The sequence below is a fragment of the Bacillus sp. DJP31 genome (assembly GCF_049310945.1).
GTDB lineage: Bacteria > Bacillota > Bacilli > Bacillales > SA4 > Bacillus_BS.
Window position 1 is genome coordinate 39514 of sequence record NZ_JBMERO010000020.1, and the last position, 26940, is coordinate 66453.

Here is a 26940-nt window from a genome sequence, read left to right on the forward strand (position 1 = left end):
TTTATGGGAGAGGTGAAAGTTTTATTTATTATTTCTAAAGGACAAATTCACTTGGCATGCCTTCTGTAATGCAATCTCATCATGAAGGACATCCCCTGGCCTACCCCCTTTTCCGATTACATAATCCTCAAAGGGCATCTGGACGAAATCAAAAATATATTGAAATTGTTGTATCAATGGCAATCCTTTAATTTTAGGATCATCTCCGCCGCAAACGACGACAATTGCCTTTTTTCTGCTCATCTCCTCTTTAAATTGAAACCGACTATCTCTCAAGCTTTGTGACCAACGATCAACAAAATTTTTCATCAATCCGCTCATTCCATACCAATAAAGCGGCGTTGCAAAAATGATTCGGTCAGCCTTCAAAACCTCCATAATGATTTCATCATAGTCATCATCGACAGCTTGAAACCCACCTTCATCATGACGCTGATCAAGAATCGGTTTAATGGAAAAGTCCCGAAGATTGATTTGTTTATAGGTAAGACCTTCAACAAGTAGCTTTGAAAGGATCTCCGTGTTTCCGTTTTCTCTAGAACTTCCTTGTAGTAAAATAATACTCATTTCATCGCTCCTTCATGTAAATGGAATCACTTTTCCTTATTATACAATTACGCGACTGTTTTAAAAAATAATCCGTTTTTCTGTACTATTACTTTAGAAAAGTAAATAATAAAAATAAAAACGAATGTAGTAGTAGGGGGAGACAATGGATAAGGAGCAGCATGAACCAGAAGAAAGAACAGATCCGCCATATGAACATGAGCAGGAAGGTTTTGACTATCAAGCTTTTTTTGCAGAAGATGACGAAGAGTTATACGAGGCTGAAAAAGAGAAACGTAAAAAGCAGAAGAAAGCACAATCAAAAATAATAGGCTGGATTTTAGTTTTGGTTCTCTTAATTAACGGCTTAGCCATATGGCCTCAGGTCGTGAACCTACCAGCCGCCCAGTTTCTTGCTGTATCAGCATCGCTTTCGCAGCAAGATGAGATTAAGCAATACAAAAAATCAGTTGTTACCATTGAGTGGGGGGGTGTTAAGGGAACAGGCTTTAACATTGAGCCAAATGGATTAATTATCACAAACGAGCATGTAGTTGAAAATGCCAATGTTGTAAATGTTCACTTTAGAGCAGGGGAATCATATGTGGGGAAAGTGATTGCGAAGTATCCTGAACTCGATATAGCCTTTGTCGATATAGAAGCTGAGAATCTGCCAACCTTATCCCTCACGTTTGAAGAAAAATCTTGGAAAAAGGGAGAAGAGGTTGTCTTTATTGGAAATCCGCTTTCATTTACGCAAATAGCAAATGAAGGTGAAATAATCGGAGAAACAACATTAAAGGATTGGGAAAAACCTGTTATGATGATTGAAGCACCTATATATAGAGGTAATAGCGGTAGCCCCGTCATTAATCAAGAAGGTGAAGTGGTCGGTGTTGTATTCGCAACTCTCCAAAACCCCTCCATAGAATCAAAGGAAATCATTGGGGTGGCAACACCTGTAAGTTATCTTAAAGAAATAGTAAAAAAAGTGACGGAATGAAATCTGTCACTTTAGATTGTTCTCGAGCTGGAATAAATCTAATGGAAGAGGGGCTTCAACGTGAATATCTTCTTTAGTAATCGGATGCTTCAAGGAGACTGAAAAAGCATGTAACGCTTGATGCTGGATCAATGAATGGGTGCCTCCATAAAGTCCATCACCTAAAAGAGGATGCCCAGTATGACTCAGGTGTACCCGAATTTGATGAGTCCTTCCTGTATCTAATTGAAGCTTGATTTTTGTAACTTGATCCTGTCTGAAAACCCTTAATACCTCATAGTGAGTGATGGCTTTTTGACCTGTAGCTGATACCCTTCTTCTCGTTGGATGGTGTCGATCCCGACCAATGGATTCATTGATGGTACCCTTTTTACTTCTAAGGATTCCCTCAACGAAAGCAGTATAACTTCGTTTAATTTCTCTCTTTTCTAGCATTTGATCAAGCAGAGCACTTGCCAGGGCATGTTTGGCAAAGATTATAGCCCCAGTTGTCTCACGGTCTAAACGGTGAATATGCCGGACTTTTGCTTGAATACCTGTGAGCTGCCAATGATAGGCGACACCATTGGCTAAAGTTCCGGTTTGATCTGATTCATTCGGGTGAGTGTCTAGCATGATTGGTTTATTTACAATGAGTAAATGGTCATCCTCAAATAAAACCTCAATACTAAGATCCTCCGGAACCACTCCGAAGCTTTCTTCTTTAAAACATTTTATATATAAACGATCCATTTTCTTAACCACAGTCTGCCACGGTACCACTTGATTATTTAATTTTATCCCATTCTCTAAACGCAGCTCGTGAAGTAGTTTTTTTGGCACGCCAATTTGTGCTTTAACAATGGTCTCAATTGTGAATCCGTCCCAGTAGGAGGGTGTAACGATTTCCAACCATTTTCCTTTTTTCATTGTTTGTATCATGAGGCGACCTCTTTTACTTTTCGATCCTTAAGGTATCGCCGGATTCTTATACTAAACAGGACGAGTAAAAATGCAATATAAGATAAAGAAATAATGAGACCTATTTCAGAATAACCAACCATTTTGAGGACCATATTGATGACTGTGAAAACATATAAAATTCCAAGATATTTTTTGATTTCATCATTTTTATATAGTTTTGTAATGTAAGCACCTAATTGTCCTCCAATCAATGCACCAATGATTAAAGTAAAGGCAAACGAATAATCAATAGGTGTATTTACTGAATACGTGATAAAACCGGCAATTACTATAAAAAACACAGTGAAAAGACTTGTTCCAACAGCTTTCTTCGGCAATAGGCCAAGGAATGTAATAGTTAATGGTACAATGATAAATCCTCCACCAACACCTAATGTAGTGGAAACAAAACCACCGATAAAACCAATCAGAAGAAGAATACCCCATGAATTTCTTGTTTCATTTTTTGGAACGGGAACTTCCTTTTTACCTTTAAGCATGGAATAAGAAAAATAACCAGCTAGTACTATGTAAAATAATGGAATTACAATATGTTCAATGTCGTTTCTTTCTAAAAGTTGAACAAACGGGTGTGCTACCTGTGTAGCTACTAGCCCTGAACTCGCCATGACTAAGCCCGTCTTAAATTGAATATTCTTCATCCGAAAGTGAGCGAGTACCCCAGATAATGAAGTACCGATCGTGTAGAGTAAACTAGTAGCTACAGCCACGACAGGTGAAAACCCCATTAATAATAGAATAGGTGTTAGCACAAAGCCTCCTCCAATTCCGAAATATCCAGACAGAATTCCAATACATGTGCCCAATATAATATATAAGATAATTTCCAACTATATTGCTCCTCTCAGCTTCAGTACAATAATTCCATTATGAAGATACATAAAGGTTTATTCAACCATTTCCAATGAACAAGGAAATTCATCCAAATATAATACAATTTGTAAACACCCCCTTACCATATCGGTAACAGTTTGTTTACGAAGCCTAGTTGCTTTGGTTCTACATGCTAAACTGATAAACGAGTTACGAGATTCAGTACATAGTTCAAAAATGGCATTTTCAGATGAATTAAAGGAAGATCCTTCATTACAAACAAAGATAGAGTCTCGCATACTAGATAAGGTGATCAATAACCAGCTACTTTTACTAGCAGCAAAGGAACCAGGCTTGGAGGTTCCGGCTCGGGAAGTTAACAGTCACATTGTTGGGTCTTTTTTTTGGCTGAATTACCCATGTTAGTCTAAAGAAGAATAAATAATTCCAGACTTGACAAACTATGCCCAAAGGCCGGAAAAGCTTTTGAAGACCGGCATATATACAGCCTTCATTACGTTACTCTTTTCCCTTGGACCTATTACAGGACCTATTGCAATGTTCGGTCCTGTTGAAGCAGCCAAAATGGCATTTCCAACCTTTTCAGAGGTACGGTATATCGTTGCTGGTGAAGTGCTAAACCGATTCGATGCAATCGCGGTACTTTTTTGGACAGTGGGTTTATGATTAGAATTTCGATTTTCTTTTATGGATTGGTATTGGGAACCGCACAAGTAAACAAAATCAAATCATATCAGCCTCTAGTCATTCCTTTTCATGGGTTATTGGGCTTGGAGCTTTATTATTTGCAAACAATTATGCCGAGGTTAAGGATTTCTTATATCAGACTTACGTGCCACTTAACCTTTTAATGGGTGCTGTTTTCCCGTTACTATTACTTGTTTTCTCATTCCTATTTAAGAGGAAAATTTCAAAAAGAATGAAGTCTTTTACTGTTGAGAAATAAAGCAATTTCAATATTTCCTAATTCGGAGAGTGAACATGTGTGGAGACTGAAAAAAAGTTCTTTTCAGACAATCTAGAAGAAAATCTAAAAAAGTTAAAAGATAGCTTTTCATACCCTACAAATGAAGACTTTGTTGTCCGTTCTGTTCATATTCCCTCGCTGAAGAAAGCAGCTGCACTTTTGTATGTAAAAGGGGCCGTTGATGTAAAAAGAATTGAAGAAAATATCCTCACTCCACTATTTGAAAAAGACGTACAGAAGATGGGAGAAAGCTTTGACCGTGTAAAAGAATTACTTACTGTTCAAGACTTGAAAAGTAGCGAGAATTTCAGTGAGGTTGTTCATCTCATTCTCTCCGGTCATACTGCCATCATGATAGAGGGAAGTAAAGAGGTAATCCTAGCAGTAACACCGAAGTTTGCCCAGAGAAGCGTGGAGCAACCAGAAATCGAAAGTGTGATAAAGGGACCGAAAGAGGCATTCATTGAATCATTAGAGGTGAATCGTTCTCTCATTCGAAAAGCACTGAAGTCACATCATTTAATAACAGAAAAACTCTTGTTCGGTAAAGAGAAGAGAAATGAAGTGTCCCTCATGTACATGGGTGACATCGTAAACCAAGAACTCTTGACAAAGGTAAGGGAAAGAGTTCTAGAGATTGAGGCTGAACATATTCAGAATCTTTCAATCTTAGAGCAACACATTGAGGAGAGACCTTATTCTCTTGTTCCGACAGTCTTGCTTACAGAGCGACCGGACCGTGCTGTCAGCTTTCTGAAAGAGGGACATATTGTGTTACTCATGGAAAGTTCCCCTGACTGTTTAATTGTCCCTGTTACCTTTTGGTCGTTCTTTCATACAGCCGAGGACCAATATCAGCGCTGGGCATTCGGGAATTTAATGAGAATTGTGCGACTGCTTGCCTTCTTTGCAGCGTTACTAGGCCCTGCTGCTTATATTGCCATTACGAATTACCATATAGAGGTCATTCCTACAAATTTGCTGTTAACTGTAGCGGCAACAAGAGAAACAGTTCCATTTCCAGGATTATTTGAATTAATCATGATCGAAATCACCTTTGATATTATACGTGAGTCTGGTTTACGATTGCCCATTAAGATGGGACCAGTTGTTTCATTATTATCGGCTGTAATTATTAGCTATGCGGCTATTGAAGCAGGAATCGTGAGTCCTGTGCTGATTGCCATTGTGGGATTTTCAAGCCTTGCATCTTTCTCAATACCGTCCAATAGCTTTAATTTTGCTGTTAGACTTGCACGATTTGGATTTATTGGACTATCGGCTATGATGGGTTTCTTTGGGATAGCGATTGGTGTTCAAATGAGTGTGGCTTATTTAGCAACTGTTAAATCGTTTGATGTCCCTTTTGTATCACCTATGGCACCACACTACCCTTCGTCGAAGGATATGATTGTTCGTCCACCAGTATGGAAGCAGTGGTTACGTCCACTAAATTTGTACCCTCAAAACCGAGTTAGAGGGAAGAAGCCGAAGGGAGGAAAGTTGTCATGATCAAACAATCTGATGGAAAAATCGGAACGAGAGAATTTCTAGGGATGATTATTCTTACCATTGGACTTAAAATGTCTGATATTACACCAGCTACCTTATTTCCTTTTGGTAAAACAGCAACCTGGATGCTTCCGATTATTTCTATGTTCATTGTCATTGTTCCGTACTTTCTCTTATTAAAAGTACTAGGTCGTTACGAGGGAAAAGGATTGATCGATATTGTATTCATTCTAACGGGACGTTATATCGGTTTTGGTATAGGATTTCTCCTATTCGTGTTCATGTTGACGAATACCGTTCTATACACTAGGAGCTATTCAGATATTATGGGTTCGATGTATTTCACCAAAACTCCACCTATTATTATCATCTTTTTATTTATGTTTACTGCTTATTTTATCGCCAATCGTGGACTCGAGGGACTTGGCAGGACCTCATGGCTGACAGTACCCTATTTTATCATTTCGTTAGTTGTCCTTGTCGCACTAATTTGGACAGATTTGAAGTGGAGTCACCTAACTCCTATTCTAGGATCTGGTCCTCTAGAGCTAATAGTCGAGGGGACGAAACATAGCTTTATACTAGGGGAGATTCTCTTGTTTGCTGTACTTTATCCATTTGTTCGGACTCACAAAAATTTCCGAACGGCGAGCCTTATAGGAGTGGGTGCATCCGCAATGCTGTTAGTTGTGTTCTATGCCATCTTTATTATGATTTATGATTATCCACCTATTGAAAGTATGACGCTTCCTTACCAACAACTAACTAGAATCGTGGAGCTTGGTCCTGTTTTTGGTAATAGTGAAGTGTTTTTCTTAGGTTTCTGGGCAATCGCCTCGATTACAAGATTAGCGATTTATTTATATGTTACCGTTGCTTTATTTGGCTCAACATTAAGAATTCATGAATTCGAGCCATTACTTTTACCTTTTGCAGCTGTTATTTTCTTTTTTTGTCAAATCCCAGAATCGAATATTGTGAGCATCTTGCTGCTGCGTGATAATAGGCTTCTTCAATGGAGTTGGTTCATGATTATCGGTCTCCCTTTCCTACTGTTTGTGATATCTGAGTTTAAAAAGGAGGGAAGAAAACGTGAAAAAATTTAAGTGTTTGTTGATTACACTGTTGGTCTATACTCTTTCAGGCTGCTGGGATCAAGGTGAACTTGAGCAATTCGCGTTTCCAATTGTGATTGGGTTTGATAAAGGGGAGAAGGACTTAATTAAAGTGACCTATCAAATTGCCAATCCACAGCAGGGAGCACTTGCACGAACAAGCGGTTCTCAAGACACTAACCCCTCCGAAATCATAACGTTAAGCGCACCAGACTTTTTGTCTTCTCGTGATTTAGCTAATATATCCGTTACGAGGGAAATCCACTTCTCACATGTAAAACAAATTATCATTAGTGAAGAACTTGCTCGTTCTAAAGAATTCGAGCTTATCATGGAATCTACCTTCCGAGACAGACAATTAAGAAGAAACACAAATGTCATTATAACAAGAGAAAAAGCTTCAGATTTCATTCGAAATAATGATCCTCAGTTAGAACGGCGCCCTCATAAATATTATGAATTAATGAGTGCGAGGTGGGAAGAGACTGGATTAATGCCAGATGCTACCATTAATCGTTATTTTGAACTAATGGGCGGACATACAGGCTTATTTTTAGCGGTATTAGCTACTGCAAATAAAGAGGAGCCAAAATTTGAAAATGAAGATGAATACTTAGCGGGTGAAGTAGAGAAAGAGGGTGGCAATCCAACTCAAATGATGGGGTCTGCTGTTATTAAGGATGGAAAGATGATCGGTACCTTCACAGGAGAAGAAACAAGACTAGCCTTGTTATTACGACCTGACTCAAAGACTGATACGATGATAACAACCTATAAAGATCCTTTAGCACCTGATTACCGAATTTCCGCGATGCTTTTAAAAACAGAAAAAAATAAAGTGAAAATAGATACAACTAAGAAAATACCTGAGGTAGATGTTATCGTGCGGGTAGATGTTCAAGTATTAAATATTCCTAGCAAAATTGACTATGTCGAAGATTTTAAGAAACAAGAGATATTGAAAAAAACAGTACGGAGCCAGCTTGAGAGTAAAGCAAAAAAGCTAGTTGAAAGGACCCAAAAAGAGTTCAAAGGAGAACCATTTAGATGGGCGTACGCCGTTCGAAAAGAATTTGCAACGTGGGATGAATACAAGGAATATGAATGGTCGAAAAAATACCAAGATGCGAAGGTCAATATTAAGTATGAAATCGAGATAACAGGGTTTGGGATTCAATTAAAACCAACACAAGAACCAGAGGAGTGATACACAGTGAAATGGATTATCATCATCATGTCGCTATACCTCGTCTATTACACCTTTGTATATTCTAAAATGGTATGGAAGGATGGCCATAAATTTGCTGGTGCTATCGTAATGATGATGATCGGTGGAAGTCTCCTTACTCTACCTATTTGGTTATATTTTATAAATCGATGAACCTATTAGAAATTTGTGGGAAAACATCAATGAAAACAATCATCCTTGCACTTCAATGGATTATGATCACATTACCTTTCTTCTCTCTCTTTTTCTTGAAGAAGGAAACCATTAGACACTATATGCCTGTAGTCATTTTCACCATGTTTATTAGAGGATGTTCAAAAAGTCCGGCAAAAATAGCTTCGAATTTCTTCGTCAGCTCGTCTTTCCGCTCCTCACGTATACAAAACATACGCTCCGGTGCTCAAGACTTCGCTTCCTTGAACTTCTTTGCTCTTTTTGTCCTCCTTTTTGAACAGGCTCTATTATAGACATTTATCATGAAATAAGTAATAATAAATTTTTTTTTGGAAATACCTTATCCGTTAATTCCACCCACCATTTTTTATGAAGCTATGGCAGTAGCTAATTTTTTCGTGGTTATTTTATTCGTTACAGGTGGGTTGGTTTTAGGGACTGATTTACGATTTTATAAGAGAGAAAAGATGAAGAAGGAGCAGAAGGTTGCGAAGATTCTGGCTTGGACCAATATTTTTTTAGGAATCATGGTCTTTGTGAGTAATTGGGTGTATCAGCAATTTTTGTGGTAAGTTTCAAGGAAGTAACAATGCTCAAACATGAGTGTTGTTTTTTTGTTGTATTTCAAACATATTTGGCAAGTTATGCATACTAAGGATGATTCAAGGAATGCTACTAAAAAGACATACTAGTTATTGAACATACAGAGATGGTGAGATCACAATGATGAAATGGTTTGACAAGCATATTTTACATAAGGATATACAATCAGTAGAAGAAATTTTTGCTTATATGGCAAAGTCTACAGACTTCGTTAATTACACAAACAAAAAAGTGAAACATCCGTATATCCTTGCTTATTATTCAAGTATAGTTGATTCTAAGGTCATCCATCGGGATATTTTGCCCTACTTGAAGAATGTTGAAAAGGAAGATGATTTACAAGCGATTATTCCGGTTCAGGATATTCTATCGGTTAGTGAGGCAAATGAAGTCAGAGAAAAGCTTCCCCAAGGGTATGTGTATGTTAGTTTCGTAGACAAACGAAATAAAGGTGTGCTCATTCAAGCACAACTAAAGGAGAAACGACCCATTTCTCCACCAGAAGTCGAATTTAGTGTTGTTGGGCCAAAGGAATCGTTTATTGAATCCATGGATACAAACCTCCATCTTATTCGAAAAAGGATTCCCATACAGGAACTTCGAGTAGAAGAGGTTGTCATTGGTAAACTATCTAGATCTAAGGTTGCTATCATTTATATAGACGGAATTGCGGATATGGCAAACGTCAATACGATGACACAACGAATTAAAGATATTGATTTTGACATGATTACAGATAGTTCTTATGTAGCACAAATGATTGCTGATAATGAAAACTCTCCATTTCCACAAGTATTAGATACAGAGAGACCGGACAGGGTTGCAGCTGTTCTAGCCGAAGGAAAAGTAGTCGTTCTTGTGGAGGATTCGCCGCAAGCATTAATTGCTCCAACAACATTGATCGAGTTCTTTTCTTCCTACGAAGATTATTTATTTAACTGGTATGTGGCTTCATTTATTCGCCTTCTTCGGGTGTTTGCTGTTGCCTTCTCTATTTTAATTACACCGATTTATGTGGCAGCCCTAACCTTTCATTATGAACTCATTCCCAAGGACTTGTTAGCTACCTTAATAACATCCCGAAGAGAGATTCCACTTCCACCAATATTAGAAGCCTTATTTCTAGAGCTAACGATTGAGCTATTACGTGAGGCTGGAGCTCGACTACCGACGAAGGTTGGTCAGACTATTGGTATCGTGGGCGGGATTGTTATCGGAACAGCATCCGTTGAAGCTGGTCTTACTAGTAATGTTCTACTCATTATCGTTGCCTTAGCCGCCCTTGCATCCTTCACAACTCCTGTATATAAAATGGGTAATACAATCCGATTAATTAGATTTCCTTTCTTATTGTTAGCTCATTTATGGGGACTCATCGGAATAGTTATGTGCTTCTGTTTCCTTATGACACATTTGCTTCATTTAACTTCATTAGGAAGACCTTTCTTGGAACCTATTTATCCTCCTCGATTTGAGGATTTGAAGGACGCCTTTATCAGATTACCCTTTGCAAAGCTAGCTAAAAGACCAGTTCAATTAAGAACAAATAATAAACTACGCTTCAGTCCAAAAGAAGCGAATTATAAAAGGGACATTGATGAATAGCACAACTAGAGGGAGTGCTTTCTTGTGCAAAAGATTCCAGAACGATTACTTGTTTCACATTTTCTTGTTTTTTTTCTTGTTCATTCCATGCAGTTTGGGGTCGGTGTTTTAGGGTTTCAGCGAATTGTCGCAAAATCTGCCGAAAATGATGCCTGGATCTCTGTGATTATCGGTGGCCTCGGAATTCATATTTTAATATGGATGATTTATAAAATTATGGAAAAAGGTAATGGAGATATTACAGACGTGCATCGGACTATCTTTGGGAGATGGGTAGGAGGTTTTCTTTCATCCTTGCTCATTATCTATTTTATTTTGCTTGCTATTACCATTACTAGGACTTATCTCGAAGTGGTTCAGGTTTGGGTATTTCCAGGGATGCGAACATGGACATTTAGCTTGATCTTTCTATTTCTTATCTACTATATTGTGATCGGCGGATTTCGGACAGTTACAGGAATTGCATTTCTCGGTGTGATTTTACCTTTCTATTTAATCCTAAGTTATTTGTATCCATTGAAATTTTCTTTCTTTGGAAACCTATTGCCGATTATGGATCATTCTGTAAAGGAAATGATAGTATCAGCGAAAGATTTAACATTGAGTATCTTGGGTTTTGAACTCCTTCTAATGTACTATCCGTTTATTAAAAATCCCGAAAAATCTCAAAAATGGGCTCACCTAGGGAATTTATATACAGTCCTTCTCTATCTAGTTTCTATGATAGTTAGTCTTGCCTATTTTTCTCTAGAGCAGCTTCAAAAGAATATTTGGGCTTCAATCACAATGCTTAAGATAGTACAGCTTCCTTTCGTAGAACGTGTCGAATATATTGCCATTGCAACATGGATTGTTATAATCCTACCAAACGTTTGTATTGCCATTTGGGCTGCAAGTAGGGGAGCTAAACGACTTTTTAAGAAGAAGCAACGCAACTTACTGATAGGAATCCTATTATTATGTTTCTTTGTTATTATCCAATTTAAAACAAGAACCCAAATCAATATGTTAAATGATATGACAGCACAAATAGGCTTTTATCTGATTTATGGTTATATCCCCATACTCTTTCTCATCAGCTTTTTCTACAATAAATGGAAAGTGAGAAATGTATCATGAAAAAACATTTATTCTCATTTTTAATTCTCATTTTACTAACAGGGTGTCTTCAAGAAAGAATTATTGATGACATAAACCTATTGAGTGCATTTGGCTATGATGTTTCCGAAGGAGGAAAAATAAAGGGAACAGGAATTATTCCTGTTTACAGAGCGGACAAAAGTATTGATAATGAATCATTCACAGCTATCGGAAACCAAAGTAAAGATATAATTAAACTTATGCAGCAGAAATCTGCAGATCCAATTGAAAATGGGAGTGTTGAAATCATTCTATTTGGAAAAGAGATGGCTGAAAAAGGTGTGATTGAAGTCATTGATACACTTGAACGAGATGCAAGAATTGGCTCCAATATAGCGTTGGCAGTTGTAGACGGAACAGCAAATGAGGTCTTAATAAAAGATTTGGGAAATAGAGGAACTGGTACCTATCTGTCAACTCTTATTGAACACAATATGAAGAATAGAAATCTGCCATTGATTAACCTTCATCTCTTTTTAAATGCGTACTATTCTAAAGTCAAGGATCCTTTTTTACCTTATATAGAGTTAGAAGATAATAAGGTAAGAGTGAAAGGATTGGCTCTTCTACAAGAAGACAAAGTGGTTTCATATGTGGATAATGCGGATATGTTTTTCTTCAAAACATTAATGGAGAATTTTAAGAATGGTTCACATTCCATTAAAGTTGAGGATGAGTACGTAACAACATTTATTTTAACGTTATCTAGAGATTACAAAATAGAAAGTGCATTGTCTGATCCAGTTGTCTATTTAGATTTGAAAATGGAAGGACATATTCGAGAATTTTCAGGCAAAATACTAGATCCCAAGATGATTAAAAAAATCGAAAAGAAATACCAAACCATCATAAATGAAAAATGTGAGAAGCTGCTCACCCGTTTTAGTGATGAAAATATTGACCCTATTGGTGTTGGATTAATGGCCAAGACACAAACCAGAAAATTTGATATAGAAAAGTGGAAGGAATCCTACCCAAAGACAACCTTTAGAGTGAGTTCTAAGGTGACTATAAGTGAAACAGGGGCTATTGAATAAGGTAAATAAATACCCCTACACGTGAATATATATTAGTAAAACAACACAGGAGGATACACCATGCCCAAGGTTTTACTATTTGCTGATCCTGGTATTGATGATTCTTTAGCTATAATGTATGCCCTGCTCCATCCACAAATTGAACTGGTTGGAATTGTAACGGGATATGGAAACGTGTCGAAGGAGCAGTCTACCCAGAATGCGGCTTATTTATTACAGTTAGCTGGGGTGCGGGATATACCGATAATCGGCGGAGCCCAGGGCCCATTATCAGGAGAACCAGTACCTTTTTATCCAGAAATCCACGGGCAGGAAGGATTAGGACCAATCCAACCACCTGAACAATATAAAGTGAATTTATTGAATTTTGATGAAGTCTTTAAAATCATTGAACGGTATCAAAATGAACTCATTATCGTGGCTGTTGGTAGATTAACAGACCTAGCCATCGCGTTTATATTAGGTGGAGAGCAAATGAGGAAGATAAAAGCATTCTACATAATGGGTGGGGCCTTTTTGGTTCCTGGAAATGTGACTGCTATAGCTGAGGCTAATTTTCATGGAGACCCGATTGCGGCTGATTTAGTAATGGAGAAGGCAAGGAATCTGACATTACTGCCTTTAAATGTGACAAACAATGCGATACTTACTCCTGAAGTAGTGGATTATATCGTACTTCAAAATAACACTCCGTTTAAGTCACTCATTAAACCGATTTTTGACTATTACTTTGAGGCATACAAAAAAAATGTCCCTGGGGTTCCTGGGACGCCTCTTCATGATGTGGTTACAATTAGTGCAATGATGAATCCAAATATAATTGAGTACTTAGACCGAAGAGTTCGTGTCACTTCTCAAGGTGAAGCAGCCGGTCAAAGTATAGCCGATCTCCGTCCTAAGCCCGACCAAGAGCCTTATGAAACACTAGATCGGATTGGAATGAAGTTGGATTATCAGGCGTTTATTCAAGATTTTATTAGAATCATGACAACAACTAAGATTGAGTAGAACTCATTCTTGATAGGAAATGGTTAAGACGGAAAGACTTACCTTAGCATTTTTGATTACTAGTATGATATTTTAGTACTATACTATATTGATTATTGGTCTTTACCCGAAACTAAGGTGGTCTTAAAAATGAAAATTGTAACAGCATCCACTCCCGAACAAGAGAACTTTATCGAAGAATTAGTTAGCTATATGTATACGGAAGTTTTTCCATATTACTTTTCAGATGAGTATATTAAAGAGTTAGAGGCCCTAAGTGTACTTATTCCAGAACAAGGTTTGTATAACGGTACTCTAAAAGAGGCATTTCAACTTATTTCTGGTATGCAGGCTTTAATTGCTGTTATTGAAACCGTCAGAACAGAAGAAGTCTTAGACAATCATCGAGAGATATTCGATAAGAATACTAGTATATTAGAAGAATACGGGTATAAGTTCCCTTTAACAATTGAACATTTTGTTATCCTAAAGGAAAATCCTATTAGTCAGTTTTCAAAGCCTACAAGTCAATATTTGATGTAGAAAAAAAGCATCTGAACTTCGATGCTTTTTATTTTGTCCACTGTTCAAACCAACTCTGAAACGCTTCGTCACTTATTTTCCCTACAACTCGATCTACTTCTACACCATCCTCGAAACGAATAATAGTGGGTGTGCTTTCAATATTGTATGTTTGCCATCCATTTTCAAACTCAAGTAAATTAAACAAAGGTAAATCTAAGCCGATTTCCTCTGCCATTGGCACGATGACAGGTGATGTTACCTGACAATGAGAGCAGGTAGGGCTATAAAAATAAACGGTTACATTTTCTTTGTTCGTAATTTTCGTTTTCAATTCTTCTGGTAGAATTTGATTTTGATAATTTGGATCCTCCAGCTGCCCGACTGTGGCAGGATCTAATTTTGTTTTATTAAATGGATTACCAACTGATGCCTGTTGATTTGAATAGTTAGTTACTAGTATAAGGGCAACAAATAATGCAAGGATGATCGCAAGAAAGATAAGTACTTTTTTCATGTTATTGCTCCTTTCTTATTTTAATGATGAAGATATGTAAGATTGTAATGAGTGTAAAAGCCGAAAATGCTAAAAAAGGTATGGTAATAAAGCCTAACCAATTAATATACTGACCCGTACACGGTACAACTCCACATGAGATAGAATTTGCTGCAAGGAAGTCGACCTTTTGAATCAAGTAATGATAAAGAGATATGCATCCTCCTATGATTGAGAAAGGCAAAATATAGGCAGATAAATGATAATCTTTTTTGGTGACTCCAATCCCCATAAATACTACGAGTGGGTACATGAATATCCGCTGATACCAGCAAAGCTCACAAGGGACATACTTTAGTACCTCGGAGAAGTATAAGCTACCAAATACAGCAATGACAGAAACGGCCCAAGCTGAGAAGAAGAGTGTTTCAATTTGTTGAGTTCTACTAGACTTCATCGTGATTCCTTCCCTTTATGTACTTTATATAAAATTATAGTATGACAAAGAGAGAACGTAAAACAATATATTGTGAAATTCGTGAAAAATATATCTGAAAGAGAACAAGGGAAAAATTGACAGTCAATGATTTAGCTAGTCTGGTCATGGTCAACACTAATATAGAAAGGAGTGTTAATCATGAACTTGATCAGAGACATTATGACTGAAAAAGTAGCTACTGTTTCACCAATTCAAACAATTCAAGAAGCGGCTACCTTAATGAACCGATACAATGTTGGATCCATACCTGCTGTAGAAAACGGACAAGTTAGAGGGGATTGTCAAGACCGACACATCACCCTTTGTTCTACAGCACAAGGGTTAACAAGTACAACAGCAGTGTCTGTGGAGATGACTGCCTCCGTTGAATAAGGGGATCCAAACCATGCCTAGCCATATCTTTCATTGCATACAAACACTATCTATCATCTTCTTTTGTATATACTTCAAATTCTAAAGAAGAATCTTGCTTCGTATACATAAATGGTGAGTCAATAATGCCGCTTGTTATAAAATTATTCACTTCGTGGAATAATTTGTTTATGATATAAGAGTAGCGGGTATAGGTAGTCGATAGGAAATAAAGGGGACGAAAAATCATGTCAAAAATAGACTTAACTAAATTTGAGAAACGAATGAACATTCGAAGGATAGAGGAAAAAGACTTCGATGAGATTTTAGAGATGCAAAGAGTTTCTTTTCCGGGGATGGATCAGTGGCAACGTGACCAGTTGGAAAGCCATATAGAACATTTTCCTGATGGACAGCTCTGTGCAGAATATGACGGGAAAATAATTGGTTCATGCTCAAGCTTAATTATTAACTTTGATGAGTATGATGACAAGCATACATGGGACGACATCACAGATGAAGGCTACATAACCAATCATAATCCTGACGGGTACAATTTATATGGAATTGAGATCATGGTTCATCCAGATTATAGACGTATGAAGGTCGGGCAACGTCTCTATGATGCACGGAAGGAATTGGCCAGAGAGCTAAACTTAAAAAGCATCATTATTGGCGGGCGCATTCCTAATTACCATAAACATGCGGAGGAAATGTCACCTCGTCAATATGTAAAAGAAGTAACTATGCACAAAATTTATGATCCTGTTCTATCATTCCAGCTTATGAACGGTTTCACACTAATGCGGATTAACCCAAATTATTTAGAGGACGATCATGCATCATATAAATATGCGACCTTGATGGAATGGAACAATATTGATTATCGTAGTAAAACAAAACGCCATTTTCAAACGTCTTTTCCGGTTAGGATTTGTGCCATTCAGTACGCGATGAAGCAAATAGAATCGTTTGAAGAGTTTGCGAAACAGGTGGAGTATTATACGGATGTAGCGGCAGATTTTGAATCTGATTTTGCTGTATTTCCAGAAATTTTCACAGCACAGCTTATGTCCTTTCTTCATGAAAAAACACCAAGTCAAGCAATCCGTAAACTAACGGAATATACAGAGTCTTATATTGAGCTTTTTGCGAACCTTGCCGTTAAATATAATATCAACATTATTGGTGGTTCCCATTTTGTTGACGAGGAAGATAAAATATATAACATTTCCTACTTATTTAGACGAGATGGAACAATTGAAAAACAATACAAAATTCATATCACTCCAAATGAAAAAAAATGGTGGGGAGTCAGTGCAGGTGATGAAGTAAAGGTGTTTGATACGGACTGTGGACGAATTGCGATTCTCATTTGTTACGATATCGAGTTCCCAGAATTAGCACGGATTGCAACAGACCGAGGCGCTAACATCATCTTTACTCCATTTTGTACAGAAGACAGACAAGGCTATTTACGTGTTCGAATTTGTGCTCAAGCACGTGCCATCGAAAACCAAATCTACACAGTAATCGCTGGGACAGTTGGAAACCTACCTCAAGCGGAAAATATGGACATCCAATATGCACAATCTGGAATCTTTACGCCCTCAGATTTTGAATTTGCCAGAGACGGCGTAGCTGCTGAATGTAATCCAAATCTAGAGACGGTTGTGGTAGCAGATGTCGATCTCGAGATTTTAAGAAGGCAGCGAAAAGGCGGAACAGTAAGGCAGCTTCGAGATAGAAGACGTGATTTGTATGAAATTCGATATAAGAAATAAGCACCGTATTTTTTATACGGTGTTTTTATGTCGAAATTTGCAGATGTATTTTTAAAGGATTGAGTAGTTTTATGAAGAAAATGTAAAAGAGTACTAAATAGAATTGTAAAAGTTAGTCAAGCTTTGATATTCTATTTAAATGAATGAATTTGCCATTATAATATTTAGACAGACTAGGGTATTCACACGAGGAGGAAAATTGAATGAATTGGCGTGAACAATATAAAAGATGGGCAGAAGCACCAAATCTTGAAAATGGACTTAAACAAGAGCTTCAACAATTGCATGCTAATGAAAAGGAACTAGAGGATCGTTTCTATAAAAGCTTAGAATTCGGAACTGGCGGTATGCGTGGTGAGATCGGCGTAGGAACGAACCGAATGAATACATATACCGTTCGAAAAGCATCAGAAGGGCTTGCCCAATTTATTTTGTCTTTTGGAGAAGAAGCAAAAAAACGTGGAGTCGTTATTGCGTATGATTCTCGTCATAAATCACCTGAATTTTCGATGGAAGCTGCTAAAACCTTAGCTTCACATGGTATTCAAACATACGTTTTTGAAGAGCTTCGTCCGACACCTGAGCTTTCTTTCGCTGTACGATATTTGAATGCCTTTTCAGGAATTGTCGTAACGGCTAGTCATAATCCTCCCGAATACAATGGATATAAAGTGTATGGGGAAGATGGAGGTCAATTGCCTCCATTTGAAGCAGACAGAGTTATTTCAGAGGTTAATAAAGTGGAAAACGAGCTAATGCTTGTGGTTGAAGATGAGACAACATTAAAGGGAAAAGGACTTATCAGAATGCTCGGTGATGAAATCGACCATGCCTACACAGAGAAACTGTTAACCATTTCAGTTAATCGTGATTTAGCACATGAAGTAGGTAACGACATCAAAATCGTTTTTACACCACTTCATGGTACGGCGAATATGCCTGTTAGAAGCGGGTTAGCGGCACTTGGCTACAATCAAATTACCATTGTTGAGGAACAGGAATTGCCAGATCCGAATTTTTCTACCGTAAAGTCTCCAAACCCTGAGGAGCATGCAGCGTTTGAGCTTGCGATAAAAAAAGGGAAAGAAATAGATGCTGATATGCTGATCGCAACTGATCCAGACGCAGACCGATTAGGTATCGCTGTAAAGGATTTAATCGGAGAATATGTTGTCTTAACCGGAAATGAAACAGGCGCGATTTTCCTGGATTACTTACTTTCTCAAAAGAAAGAAAAGGGCATCCTGCCTGAAAACGGTATTGTCTTAAAAACAATTGTAACCTCTGAGATTGGCAGAACAATTGCTTCTGCTTATGGCTTAGAAACAGTTGATACACTCACAGGCTTTAAATTTATTGGAGAGAAAATCAAAGAATACGAGCAAAGCGGTGAATACACCTTTCAATTTGGCTATGAAGAAAGCTATGGTTATTTAATTGGAGATTTTGTTCGTGATAAAGACGCTGTTCAAGCGGCCTTACTTGCTGTAGAGGTATGTGCATTCTACAAGAAAAAGGGCATCTCAGTTTTTGAAGGGTTAATGGAATTATTTCAAACGTATGGCTTCTATCAAGAAGGCTTGAAATCCCTTACTTTAAAAGGGAAAGAAGGCGCAGAACAAATTAATGGTATCCTTTCTAACTTCCGAAGTGCTGGTCCAACAGAAATGGCAGGTAAAGCAGTTACGATTATAGAGGACTATGAGACTAGCGAGCGTCTATATACGAAGGAAAATATAGTTGAAACCATTCCCCTACCTGAATCAAATGTCATTAAGTACATTTTAGAGGATGGCTCATGGTTCTGTTTACGCCCGTCCGGTACAGAGCCGAAAGTTAAATTCTATTTTGGGGTTAATGCCTCTTCATTAGAGCAAAGTAAACAAGATTTAGCTGATTTAACTGAAGCCGTAATGGGTAAAGTAAATGATCTAATAGAGACAGCTTCAGCTAGAAAATAATAGAGATATTTTGACACCATGAGTATAAGGGATGAACACGCTGATATATCCCGATAAACGCCGATATAAATGGATAAACGCTGATATATCTCGATAATCGCTGATATAAATGAATAAACGCTGATATATCTCGATAATCGCCGATATAAATGGATAAACGCTGATATATCTCGATAATCGCCGATATAAATGGATAAACGCTGATATATCTCGATAATCGCCGATATAAATGGATAAACGCTGATATATCTCGATAAACGCCGATATAAATGAATAAACGCTGATATATCCTAATAATCGCCGATATAAATGAATAAACGCTGATATATCTCGATAATCGCCGATATAAATGAATAAACGCTGATATATCTCGATAATCGCCGATATAAATGAATAAACGCTGATATATCTCGATAATCGCCGATATAAATGGATAAACGCTGATATATCTCGATAATCGCCGATATAAATGGATAAACGCTGATATATCTCGATAATCGCCGATATAAATGGATATACGCTGATATATCTCGATAATCGCCGATATAAATGGATAAACGCTGATATATATCGATAATCGCTGATATAAATGAATAAACGCTGATATATCTCGATAAACGCCGATAAAAATGAATAAACGCTGATATATCTCGATAATCGCCGATAAAAATGAATAAACGCTGATATATCTCGATAAACGCCGATATAAATGGATAAACGCTGATATATCTCGATAATCGCTGATATAAATGGATAAACGCTGATATATCTCGATAATCGCTGATATAAATGAATAAACGCTGATATATCTCGATAATCGCCGATATAAATGGATAAACGCTGATATATCCTAATAATCGCCGATATAAATGAATAAACGCTGATATATCTCGATAATCGCTGATATAAATGGATAAACGCTGATATATCTCGATAATCGCTGATAAAAATGAATAAACACATATAAGGCCTTTCTGGCTTAGTATTGTCCCTCATTTCTCTTCAGATTCACTAGAGAAATGAGGTTTTTTCTAATTTCGCTAAAAAAACAACTCCCAAAAAAGCCTTATGATTCCAGTGAACAGTAAAAATAGGGGAGGGTGGTAACCTAAGTGGGCTTTTGATGCCCGTGGATCTACGAAAATAGTCTAGGACGGTAACCAACCTACAAGACCGAACCCAGGTTGCTCTTTTTGCAGTGGAAAATGGGATTTCTTAAGAAATTAGGTGAACTTAAACCTGGGGTTCATATTATTTCCCCAAACCATACCATATACCATTTAATTTGTAGTCCGTGTTAGTACTTTGTTATAGTTAAGATGTGTTAGGTTGCCAAAAAAATGACGAGAATTGAGGTGAAAATGGGATCTTAAAACATAACTTATTGATAAGTTGGATTGAGAACTTCCCTGCCTACAAGACTTACCTTGGGGCTTGTAGAAATTCATTGAAATATAGGCATTGGATTGCTCATGGTAGATACTGGAGTCCAAAACGGGGGAGGAGTTATGATTATAGTTCTGTATATACTATCTGTAATAAGCTACTAGAAGAGCTGCCGCTTTTATAAAAGAACGATAATCACTAGAAGACCCTTCGATTCAAGCATACATCTTCATACAGTTTACTCCAAAAAAAGTCTAATCCTCACCCTCTGTAAATTTATTCTTTTTCACTGAAATTTCATTCCATTACTCTTTACTCTTCCTAACATCTGACATGAATGTGCTCCCTACAATTTAAGACGCAGAAAAAATCCTCCTATTTATGTATGAAAAAATCCACCTACATACCGATCTACAATTCATAAGATCTTACATACTATAAGTAATAAAATAAATATAGGAGAGATCAGCATGAAGGTAGTCATTATCAATGGAAGTCCAAGAAAGGCAGGCCGAACTGGAATTATAGCTCGGTTTATAGCAAAAAAATACGAGATGCAATTAATCGATCTAAGTGAGGGAAGACTCCCTTTATATAATGGAGAAATAGAGCAAGACCAATTAGCAGCTGTAAAAGAACTAAGAGACACGATTAAGAGTGCGGATGCCGTCATTTTAACTACTCCTGAGTATCATAATGCCATGAGTGGAGCACTTAAAAATGCACTTGATTACTTAGGGAGTCAACAATTCCAACATAAACCAGTAGCCTTATTAGCCGTTGCAGGCGGAGGTAAAGGTGGTATAAACGCGTTAAATAATATGCGAACCGTTGCAAGAGGTGTTTATGGGAATGCAATTCCAAGGCAGCTAGTTTTAGATCCAGGAGCTTTTGACAAAGAGAACCAATCCATTACTTATGATAGTGAACAACAAGTGGACGCACTTGTTTCTGAGCTGCAGTTTTATATGAACTTATATGAAAAAAGAAGTCATTAAGCAAATGATGAAAAGGAAGGGTGATCCCTTCCCTTCCTTTTCACTCTACCTTAACCAATCTTTCCATATCAACTGATTGAATTTCTAATGCATGATCAATGTATCTAAACAGTGAATGCAAGGACGTCTCTATAATTTTGTAATCGCGCGAAAAATTGTATGCATGTAAAAATTGTTCAATTTTTTTGGACAACATATTATCCTTGGTTCTAACCATGAGGATTAATAAATTATCCCATTGTGAACGGTGGGTGTAATACAACGCACGATCATAGTCAACGATGTTCATGGTTGTTGCCTCCTTTGTTTCAATCAAGCACCTAGCATGTGTAGCACATATTGCTCCATCAAGAAGAAATGCTTGCTTCTACCTTAAGTTAAGGAGTTACTTATAGTTTACGGAGTTCTCGATAAATTAAGCTATGGGATTGTCTGAAAATGTTGGAGATAAAAGGACAATTTATCCATTGTCGTCTTGAATTAGTGGGGAATAAAGCCAAAAAGATTAGAAGTAAAACGAACAGTATAACGAGTCCTAATTAAACTAGATAGATCAATAAATGGATTGATTTGAATATTTTTTAAATAATATGTACAAACTATCTTCGAAATTAGCGTTTTAGGAGGTACATAATGAAAAAGAAACTTGCCTTTCCATTGATATGTCTTGCTTTTATAATTGGAATATTTGCTTCCTATTCTTTCAACGAAACCGTTGGGGTAGCAGAGCAACCCGATTATGAAAAATGGGGTAAAATTGCCATTAATGTTGTAAAAGAGAGTTATGTAAACGAGCAAGTTAGTGATTATAAGTATGAAGGTCGCAAATCAGTTTCTGATGTAAAAGCAGAGGACACCTTCTCCTTTCAAGTAAAAAGAGACAATAAAGAATTTACGGTGAAGGCCGTTGTGGCTTTTAATCCAAAAACAGAAACCTTGCAGTCGCTTGCACTTGTTGAAGTGACACCATAGTTGAAAAATGACTGCCATTTATGGCAGTTATTTTAGTTTCCGAAGGTAATGTATTAAATGAAAAAAAGTATTTTTCTTATTTTTATTTTGCTTCTAGCTTTGCCCATTGCTTGTAAAGCAGAAGGCAAAGGTGATGAGGGTAAAATAGCCTTTTTACGCAATCAAGATTTATGGGTTAAAATGGGCGAAAAAAAAAGAACGTATAACCACTGACGAGAAGATTCAGTATCCTAATGGTAGAGGATGGCAGGGCACTTACGATTCGTTCAAAATCTTCTAAAGTATTTGAATCTGAGGTTTCACTTTACGTGGCAGCGGGAATCGAAACAGAAGAAGGAGCAAAGACAGGTGAGAACAGAGTAGTTGAGATTATAGCAGAGTAGCGTAGAAGTCAGTGACAATTATGGATGCAACTCCTATGAAATTGAATAAAATTCGAAGGGACGTAACCCTTATTTAATATTGAAAAAGGCCTTTTCGGACAAAATCCGAAAAGGCCTTACTAGTTTTGAGATTAAGCTATTCAATACTTAGCTTTGAATTAGCTTAGAGTAGCGAGAGCCTCCCGCGTGAATGGCTGCAAGTCTTCAGTGCGGTCATCGCGGATCTTGACTGCCCAGGCAGGGTCGTTAAGCAGTGCGCGACCAACGGCGACGAGGTCAAACTCGCCACCCTCCAAACGCTCGATCAAGTTGTCGATGCCTGCTGCTTGCCCTCCCTTGCCTTCCTCGAACAGGCTTGTGAAGACAGAGTCTAGGCCGACAGAGCCGACCGTAATTGTAGGCTTACCGGTCAACTTGCGTGTCCAGCCTGCCAGGTTAAGGTCTGAACCCTCGAACTCGGGCTCCCAAAAGCGACGAGTAGAGGCATGGAAGATATCGACTCCTGCCTCAGATAGAGGTGCGAGGAAAAGCTCCAGCTCCTCTGGATTCCCTGCCAGCTTGGCGCCGTAATTAACCGGCTTCCATTGGGAGAAACGGAAGATGATCGGGAAGTCAGGTCCGACCGCTGCTCGAACCGCCTCGATAACCTCCACTGCAAATCGAGTACGACCAACCATATCGCCGCCATACTCATCCGTGCGTTTGTTGGTCACGTCCCAGAAGAACTGATCAATAAGGTAACCGTGTGCTCCATGTATCTCCACTGCATCAAAGCCAATGCGCTTAGCCTCGGCAGCAGCTTGGGCAAAAGCCCGCACGATACCATGAATTTCATCGACTGTCATAGGTTCTGATACAGGCTCACCCGTCAGACTGAGGCCAGAAGGACCAATGGGATCAGTATTTGAATCCGGGAATTTCACCCTTTCGCGGGCAGTGCCAGTATGCCAAATCTGTGGAGCAATTTTTCCTCCAGCTTCATGCACTTCATGGACAACACTCGCCCATCCTGCTAGAGCTTCCTCCCCGTAAAAATGAGGCACACCGTGGTCAGCCGCCGCAGCAGGATGGTTAATGACTGTTCCTTCAGTAATAATGAGGCCAACGCTGTTTTCCGCCCTCCGGCGGTAATATCCGGCCACGTCGGGACCAGGAATGCCATTTGGTGAAAATGTGCGGGTCATCGGGGCCATGACAATTCGATTTTCGAGCTTCAGCTGGCCACCTTCAAAAGTCTTGAATAAAACTTCTGCAGTTTTAAATTTAGTCATCTTATTTTCTCCTCCTGTTAAAAAAGGGATATTTGTTTATCTACAAATTTAAATATATAGATTAATAGATGAAAATGCAAGCCCTTAGAAGGAAGTTCTTGTGGCTACTTTTTTTGGGCCTGCAGCCCGGCCGCAAAGTCCTCCAAAAAGGCGGCGATCGCCTCTTCATTGCGCCTGTAATAGGTCCATTGGCCATAACGGCGTGACTCCAGCAGTCCAGTCTTCTGCATGGAGGACAGGTACGAAGAGATGACAGACTGCGTCAGACCGGATTTTTCCTGAATGCTTCCCACGCACACACCGCCAACGAAATCTTCTTTGATGGTGTTAGGCAGATTATCGTTCATCTTCTCCGGTTCCCTTAGCCAACAAAGGATGTTGAGACGGGTCTCATTAGACAGAGCTTTCAGCACAGCAAGTATATCTTCATTTCTCATTACTCGACACCCATTCCTTTTTGGTTTGTTCTCATTATACCAAAAGTTCCGCTCATGAGAAAAACGATAATTTCATTAATAGTTCCTAAAAAAAAATGACGTCCTCATTATTGAGTATGCATTCTCTAACATAAACGGTGGGAAGGTTAATAAATAAGTCACTCCGGTTGTAAGTTAACAATATTAAGTGAGTGAAGAACTAGTACTGGCTTCAATCTGAAACTCCATATATGTTCATCTTTCCCTTCCCGCAAACATAGATTGTGATAAGCAATCAAAAAGGGGAGATGAGCATGAGGGCTGAGGATCAGAAGAAATTAGAATATGCAATTGATGAGATTACAGAGATTGCAAAGGGATTTGGGCTTGATTTTTATCCGATGCGTTATGAAATCTGTCCTGCTGATATTATTTATACCTTTGGTGCTTATGGAATGCCGACCCGTTTTTCGCATTGGAGCTTCGGAAAGCAATTTCATAAGATGAAGCTACACTATGATCTAGGTTTAAGTAAAATTTACGAGCTCGTTATTAATTCTAATCCTTGCTATGCGTTCCTTTTAGACTCCAACTCACTCATTCAAAATAAATTAATCGTAGCTCACGTTTTAGCGCATTGTGATTTTTTTAAGAATAATTGTCGCTTTGGGAACACGAAGCGCGAAATGGTGGAAAGTATGGCAGCAACAGCAGAGCGTATCGCTAATTATGAGCATGTTCATGGTAAGCATGAGGTAGAGACATTCTTGGATGCCATTCTAGCTATTCAGGAGCACATAGATCCCTCGTTGATGCGACCAAAGTTAGCTTATAATCTTGAAGAAGAATATGTAGAAACAATAGCAACTACCCCTTATGATGACTTATGGTCACTAGATAAGAAAGACAAACCTAAACTGAACATAGCGAAGCGAAAAAAGAAATTTCCACCTAATCCTGAAAAAGATATTTTACTATTTATTGAAGAATATAGCCGGGAGCTAGAGGAGTGGCAACGTGACATTTTAACAATGATGAGAGAGGAAATGCTCTATTTTTGGCCGCAACTTGAAACGAAAATCATGAACGAAGGCTGGGCTTCCTATTGGCACGGACGGATCCTACGTGAAATGGATCTAACGACAGCAGAAGTCATTGAATTCGCCAAACTCAACGCAGGTGTTGTTCAGCCGTCAAAAACCAGTATTAACCCATACTATCTAGGGTTTAAGATGTTTGAAGATATCGAGGAGCGTTGGGACAATCCGACGGAAGAAATGAAAAGACTAGGCGTGAAGCCTGGATCTGGTCGTGAAAAGATGTTCGAGGTTCGGGAACTGGAATCAGATATTTCTTTCCTGCGAAACTATTTAACAAAAGACCTCGTCATGCGTGAAGACATGTACCTTTTCCAAAAACAAGGAAAAGACTATAAAATTGTCGACAAAGGGTGGGAGCATGTCCGAGACCAGCTCGTCAATATGAGGGTCAATGGTGGATTCCCGTATATCACGGTAAATGATGGAGATTATTTAAAGAACGGTGAGCTTTACTTAAAGCATTGGTTTGAGGGAATTGAGCTGGATCTGAAGTACCTAGAGAAGGTCATGCCTTATCTCCACCAACTATGGGGAAGAACGGTTCATATGGAATCGGTGATTGAGAGTAAGGGTGTGCTGTTTACGTATGATGGGAAGGGGATTCATCGGAAGTATGTATAGTGTAAATTTAGCTGCTGGGGGACCAGTGGCTTTTTGCTTGATTCAATCTCAATTAAATCCAGTATTTATTAGAAGGAAAGTATAAAATTTTCACCCTAGTTTCGGTCACCAGTTCCACTGGTTTCACTGAAAAAGATATATTATCCTGAATTTCGAACCTGTGGATAACTATGGGTTATCCACAGGTTGTTATTAATTAGTAGGAAGTTTTTTACATGACTGGAAGTCATGTAACCAGTTTTCTATAGAACATATTGATAGAAGGATAGACTTTCCCCCTCCCCATAAACGGCTAGGAAGATATTATTTAATTTGGAAATTCTTATTCTAGTTGATGAACTTGCTGTATCATCTTGATCCAACTATCAAAACGTTTAAATGATTTACTTATTTTGAGCTTCCACTTTCTTGCATGCGTCACCAAAACAGCAGGGATTTCCCAGAATGTTCGCCGTAATCTAGAAAC

The 26940-nt window shown here is 38.2% G+C and carries 29 protein-coding genes; 20 read left to right on the forward strand and 9 right to left on the reverse strand.

Annotated features, from left to right (window positions below):
* Nucleotides 1–21: 21 nt before the first annotated feature.
* Nucleotides 22–567: a flavodoxin family protein gene (locus ACOI1C_RS16405; protein ID WP_422511674.1), complete on the reverse strand. Its 546-nt coding sequence runs from the start codon at nucleotides 565–567 to the stop codon at nucleotides 22–24.
* Between the two features lie 145 nt (nucleotides 568–712).
* Here ACOI1C_RS16405 and ACOI1C_RS16410 point away from each other — a divergent pair, with 145 nt between their 5' ends.
* The gene (locus ACOI1C_RS16410; RefSeq protein WP_422511675.1) at nucleotides 713–1549 is read left to right on the forward strand and encodes a trypsin-like peptidase domain-containing protein; all 837 of its coding nucleotides are present in this window, start codon (nucleotides 713–715) and stop codon (nucleotides 1547–1549) included.
* 6 nt (nucleotides 1550–1555) lie between these two features.
* Here the strand turns inward: ACOI1C_RS16410 and ACOI1C_RS16415 are convergent, their stop codons facing one another.
* Together ACOI1C_RS16415 and ACOI1C_RS16420 are read right to left on the reverse strand one after the other, a co-directional pair.
* Nucleotides 1556–2467: an RluA family pseudouridine synthase gene (locus ACOI1C_RS16415; protein ID WP_422511704.1), complete on the reverse strand. Its 912-nt coding sequence runs from the start codon at nucleotides 2465–2467 to the stop codon at nucleotides 1556–1558.
* Nucleotides 2467–3342, reverse strand: coding sequence for a sulfite exporter TauE/SafE family protein (locus ACOI1C_RS16420; protein WP_422511676.1), 876 nt, complete (start codon nucleotides 3340–3342; stop codon nucleotides 2467–2469). The genes ACOI1C_RS16415 and ACOI1C_RS16420 overlap by 1 nt, the downstream gene beginning before the upstream one ends.
* Nucleotides 3343–3778: 436 nt before the next feature.
* Between ACOI1C_RS16420 and ACOI1C_RS16425 the strand changes: the two genes are divergently transcribed.
* From ACOI1C_RS16425 to ACOI1C_RS16475, 11 genes are all read left to right on the forward strand, one after another.
* A complete protein-coding gene (locus ACOI1C_RS16425; RefSeq protein WP_422511677.1) occupies nucleotides 3779–4012 on the forward strand; it encodes a GerAB/ArcD/ProY family transporter in 234 nt (77 codons plus the stop codon).
* Nucleotides 4013–4331: 319 nt separating this feature from the next.
* Nucleotides 4332–5825 carry a spore germination protein gene (locus ACOI1C_RS16430; RefSeq protein WP_422511678.1) on the forward strand — a complete coding sequence of 498 codons (1494 nt, stop codon included), beginning with the start codon at nucleotides 4332–4334 and terminating at the stop codon, nucleotides 5823–5825.
* A complete protein-coding gene (locus tag ACOI1C_RS16435) occupies nucleotides 5822–6931 on the forward strand; it encodes a GerAB/ArcD/ProY family transporter (protein WP_422511679.1) in 1110 nt (369 codons plus the stop codon). The genes ACOI1C_RS16430 and ACOI1C_RS16435 overlap by 4 nt, the downstream gene beginning before the upstream one ends.
* The gene (locus tag ACOI1C_RS16440; RefSeq protein ID WP_422511680.1) at nucleotides 6918–8147 is read left to right on the forward strand and encodes a Ger(x)C family spore germination protein; all 1230 of its coding nucleotides are present in this window, start codon (nucleotides 6918–6920) and stop codon (nucleotides 8145–8147) included. Before ACOI1C_RS16435 ends, ACOI1C_RS16440 begins: the two co-directional genes overlap by 14 nt.
* A gap of 6 nt (nucleotides 8148–8153) precedes the next feature.
* Complete coding sequence (locus tag ACOI1C_RS16445) at nucleotides 8154–8321, forward strand: hypothetical protein (RefSeq protein WP_422511681.1); 168 nt, start codon at nucleotides 8154–8156, stop codon at nucleotides 8319–8321.
* A gap of 398 nt (nucleotides 8322–8719) precedes the next feature.
* Nucleotides 8720–8914 (forward strand): CLC_0170 family protein, encoded by a 195-nt coding sequence (locus ACOI1C_RS16450; RefSeq protein WP_422511682.1) that lies wholly within the window; start codon nucleotides 8720–8722, stop codon nucleotides 8912–8914.
* A gap of 151 nt (nucleotides 8915–9065) precedes the next feature.
* Entirely contained in the window at nucleotides 9066–10550 is a 1485-nt protein-coding gene (locus tag ACOI1C_RS16455; RefSeq protein ID WP_422511683.1) for a spore germination protein, read from the forward strand.
* 24 nt (nucleotides 10551–10574) lie between these two features.
* On the forward strand, nucleotides 10575–11669 hold the full coding sequence (locus ACOI1C_RS16460; RefSeq protein ID WP_422511684.1) for a GerAB/ArcD/ProY family transporter: 1095 nt from the start codon (nucleotides 10575–10577) through the stop codon (nucleotides 11667–11669).
* Entirely contained in the window at nucleotides 11666–12727 is a 1062-nt protein-coding gene (locus tag ACOI1C_RS16465) for a Ger(x)C family spore germination protein (RefSeq protein WP_422511685.1), read from the forward strand. The genes ACOI1C_RS16460 and ACOI1C_RS16465 overlap by 4 nt, the downstream gene beginning before the upstream one ends.
* A gap of 60 nt (nucleotides 12728–12787) precedes the next feature.
* Entirely contained in the window at nucleotides 12788–13735 is a 948-nt protein-coding gene (locus ACOI1C_RS16470; RefSeq protein ID WP_422511686.1) for a nucleoside hydrolase, read from the forward strand.
* Between the two features lie 129 nt (nucleotides 13736–13864).
* Nucleotides 13865–14257: a DUF5365 family protein gene (locus ACOI1C_RS16475; RefSeq protein ID WP_422511687.1), complete on the forward strand. Its 393-nt coding sequence runs from the start codon at nucleotides 13865–13867 to the stop codon at nucleotides 14255–14257.
* Between the two features lie 28 nt (nucleotides 14258–14285).
* Here ACOI1C_RS16475 and ACOI1C_RS16480 read toward each other — a convergent pair whose 3' ends face one another.
* Nucleotides 14286–14753, reverse strand: coding sequence for a thioredoxin family protein (locus ACOI1C_RS16480; protein WP_422511688.1), 468 nt, complete (start codon nucleotides 14751–14753; stop codon nucleotides 14286–14288).
* Between the two features lies 1 nt (nucleotide 14754).
* Nucleotides 14755–15189, reverse strand: coding sequence for a disulfide oxidoreductase (locus ACOI1C_RS16485; RefSeq protein WP_422511689.1), 435 nt, complete (start codon nucleotides 15187–15189; stop codon nucleotides 14755–14757).
* 180 nt (nucleotides 15190–15369) lie between these two features.
* Here ACOI1C_RS16485 and ACOI1C_RS16490 point away from each other — a divergent pair, with 180 nt between their 5' ends.
* The 3 genes from ACOI1C_RS16490 (at nucleotide 15370) to ACOI1C_RS16500 (ending at nucleotide 19327) form a co-directional block, all read left to right on the forward strand.
* The gene (locus tag ACOI1C_RS16490; protein ID WP_422511690.1) at nucleotides 15370–15603 is read left to right on the forward strand and encodes a CBS domain-containing protein; all 234 of its coding nucleotides are present in this window, start codon (nucleotides 15370–15372) and stop codon (nucleotides 15601–15603) included.
* Nucleotides 15604–15827: 224 nt separating this feature from the next.
* Nucleotides 15828–17366: a GNAT family N-acetyltransferase gene (locus ACOI1C_RS16495; RefSeq protein ID WP_422511705.1), complete on the forward strand. Its 1539-nt coding sequence runs from the start codon at nucleotides 15828–15830 to the stop codon at nucleotides 17364–17366.
* 203 nt (nucleotides 17367–17569) lie between these two features.
* Nucleotides 17570–19327 (forward strand): phospho-sugar mutase, encoded by a 1758-nt coding sequence (locus ACOI1C_RS16500; RefSeq protein WP_422511691.1) that lies wholly within the window; start codon nucleotides 17570–17572, stop codon nucleotides 19325–19327.
* Here ACOI1C_RS16500 and ACOI1C_RS16505 read toward each other — a convergent pair.
* Nucleotides 19313–20290 (reverse strand): hypothetical protein, encoded by a 978-nt coding sequence (locus tag ACOI1C_RS16505; RefSeq protein WP_422511692.1) that lies wholly within the window; start codon nucleotides 20288–20290, stop codon nucleotides 19313–19315. The genes ACOI1C_RS16500 and ACOI1C_RS16505 overlap by 15 nt on opposite strands.
* Before the next feature lie 893 nt (nucleotides 20291–21183).
* Between ACOI1C_RS16505 and ACOI1C_RS16510 the strand changes: the two genes are divergently transcribed.
* On the forward strand, nucleotides 21184–21711 hold the full coding sequence (locus ACOI1C_RS16510) for an NADPH-dependent FMN reductase (RefSeq protein ID WP_422511693.1): 528 nt from the start codon (nucleotides 21184–21186) through the stop codon (nucleotides 21709–21711).
* 40 nt (nucleotides 21712–21751) lie between these two features.
* On the opposite strand, the gene ACOI1C_RS16515 is transcribed toward ACOI1C_RS16510, so the two are convergent.
* Entirely contained in the window at nucleotides 21752–22000 is a 249-nt protein-coding gene (locus tag ACOI1C_RS16515) for a YhdB family protein (RefSeq protein ID WP_422511694.1), read from the reverse strand.
* A 344-nt stretch (nucleotides 22001–22344) separates the two neighbouring features.
* Between ACOI1C_RS16515 and ACOI1C_RS16520 the strand changes: the two genes are divergently transcribed.
* Genes ACOI1C_RS16520 through ACOI1C_RS16530 form a run of 3 tightly spaced genes read left to right on the forward strand, consistent with a single transcriptional unit; the run spans nucleotide 22345 to nucleotide 23066 of the window.
* Complete coding sequence (locus ACOI1C_RS16520; protein WP_422511695.1) at nucleotides 22345–22683, forward strand: DUF3889 domain-containing protein; 339 nt, start codon at nucleotides 22345–22347, stop codon at nucleotides 22681–22683.
* 57 nt (nucleotides 22684–22740) lie between these two features.
* Nucleotides 22741–22896, forward strand: coding sequence for a hypothetical protein (locus ACOI1C_RS16525; protein WP_422511696.1), 156 nt, complete (start codon nucleotides 22741–22743; stop codon nucleotides 22894–22896).
* Nucleotides 22897–22916: 20 nt separating this feature from the next.
* Entirely contained in the window at nucleotides 22917–23066 is a 150-nt protein-coding gene (locus ACOI1C_RS16530; protein WP_422511697.1) for a hypothetical protein, read from the forward strand.
* 158 nt (nucleotides 23067–23224) lie between these two features.
* On the opposite strand, the gene ACOI1C_RS16535 is transcribed toward ACOI1C_RS16530, so the two are convergent.
* Both ACOI1C_RS16535 and ACOI1C_RS16540 read right to left on the reverse strand, forming a co-directional pair.
* Nucleotides 23225–24337, reverse strand: coding sequence for an NADH:flavin oxidoreductase (locus ACOI1C_RS16535; RefSeq protein WP_422511698.1), 1113 nt, complete (start codon nucleotides 24335–24337; stop codon nucleotides 23225–23227).
* Nucleotides 24338–24441: 104 nt separating this feature from the next.
* Nucleotides 24442–24774 carry an ArsR/SmtB family transcription factor gene (locus ACOI1C_RS16540; protein ID WP_422511699.1) on the reverse strand — a complete coding sequence of 111 codons (333 nt, stop codon included), beginning with the start codon at nucleotides 24772–24774 and terminating at the stop codon, nucleotides 24442–24444.
* 293 nt (nucleotides 24775–25067) lie between these two features.
* Here ACOI1C_RS16540 and ACOI1C_RS16545 point away from each other — a divergent pair, with 293 nt between their 5' ends.
* Nucleotides 25068–26474 (forward strand): SpoVR family protein, encoded by a 1407-nt coding sequence (locus ACOI1C_RS16545; protein WP_422511700.1) that lies wholly within the window; start codon nucleotides 25068–25070, stop codon nucleotides 26472–26474.
* The last annotated feature ends 466 nt before the right edge of the window (nucleotides 26475–26940 follow it).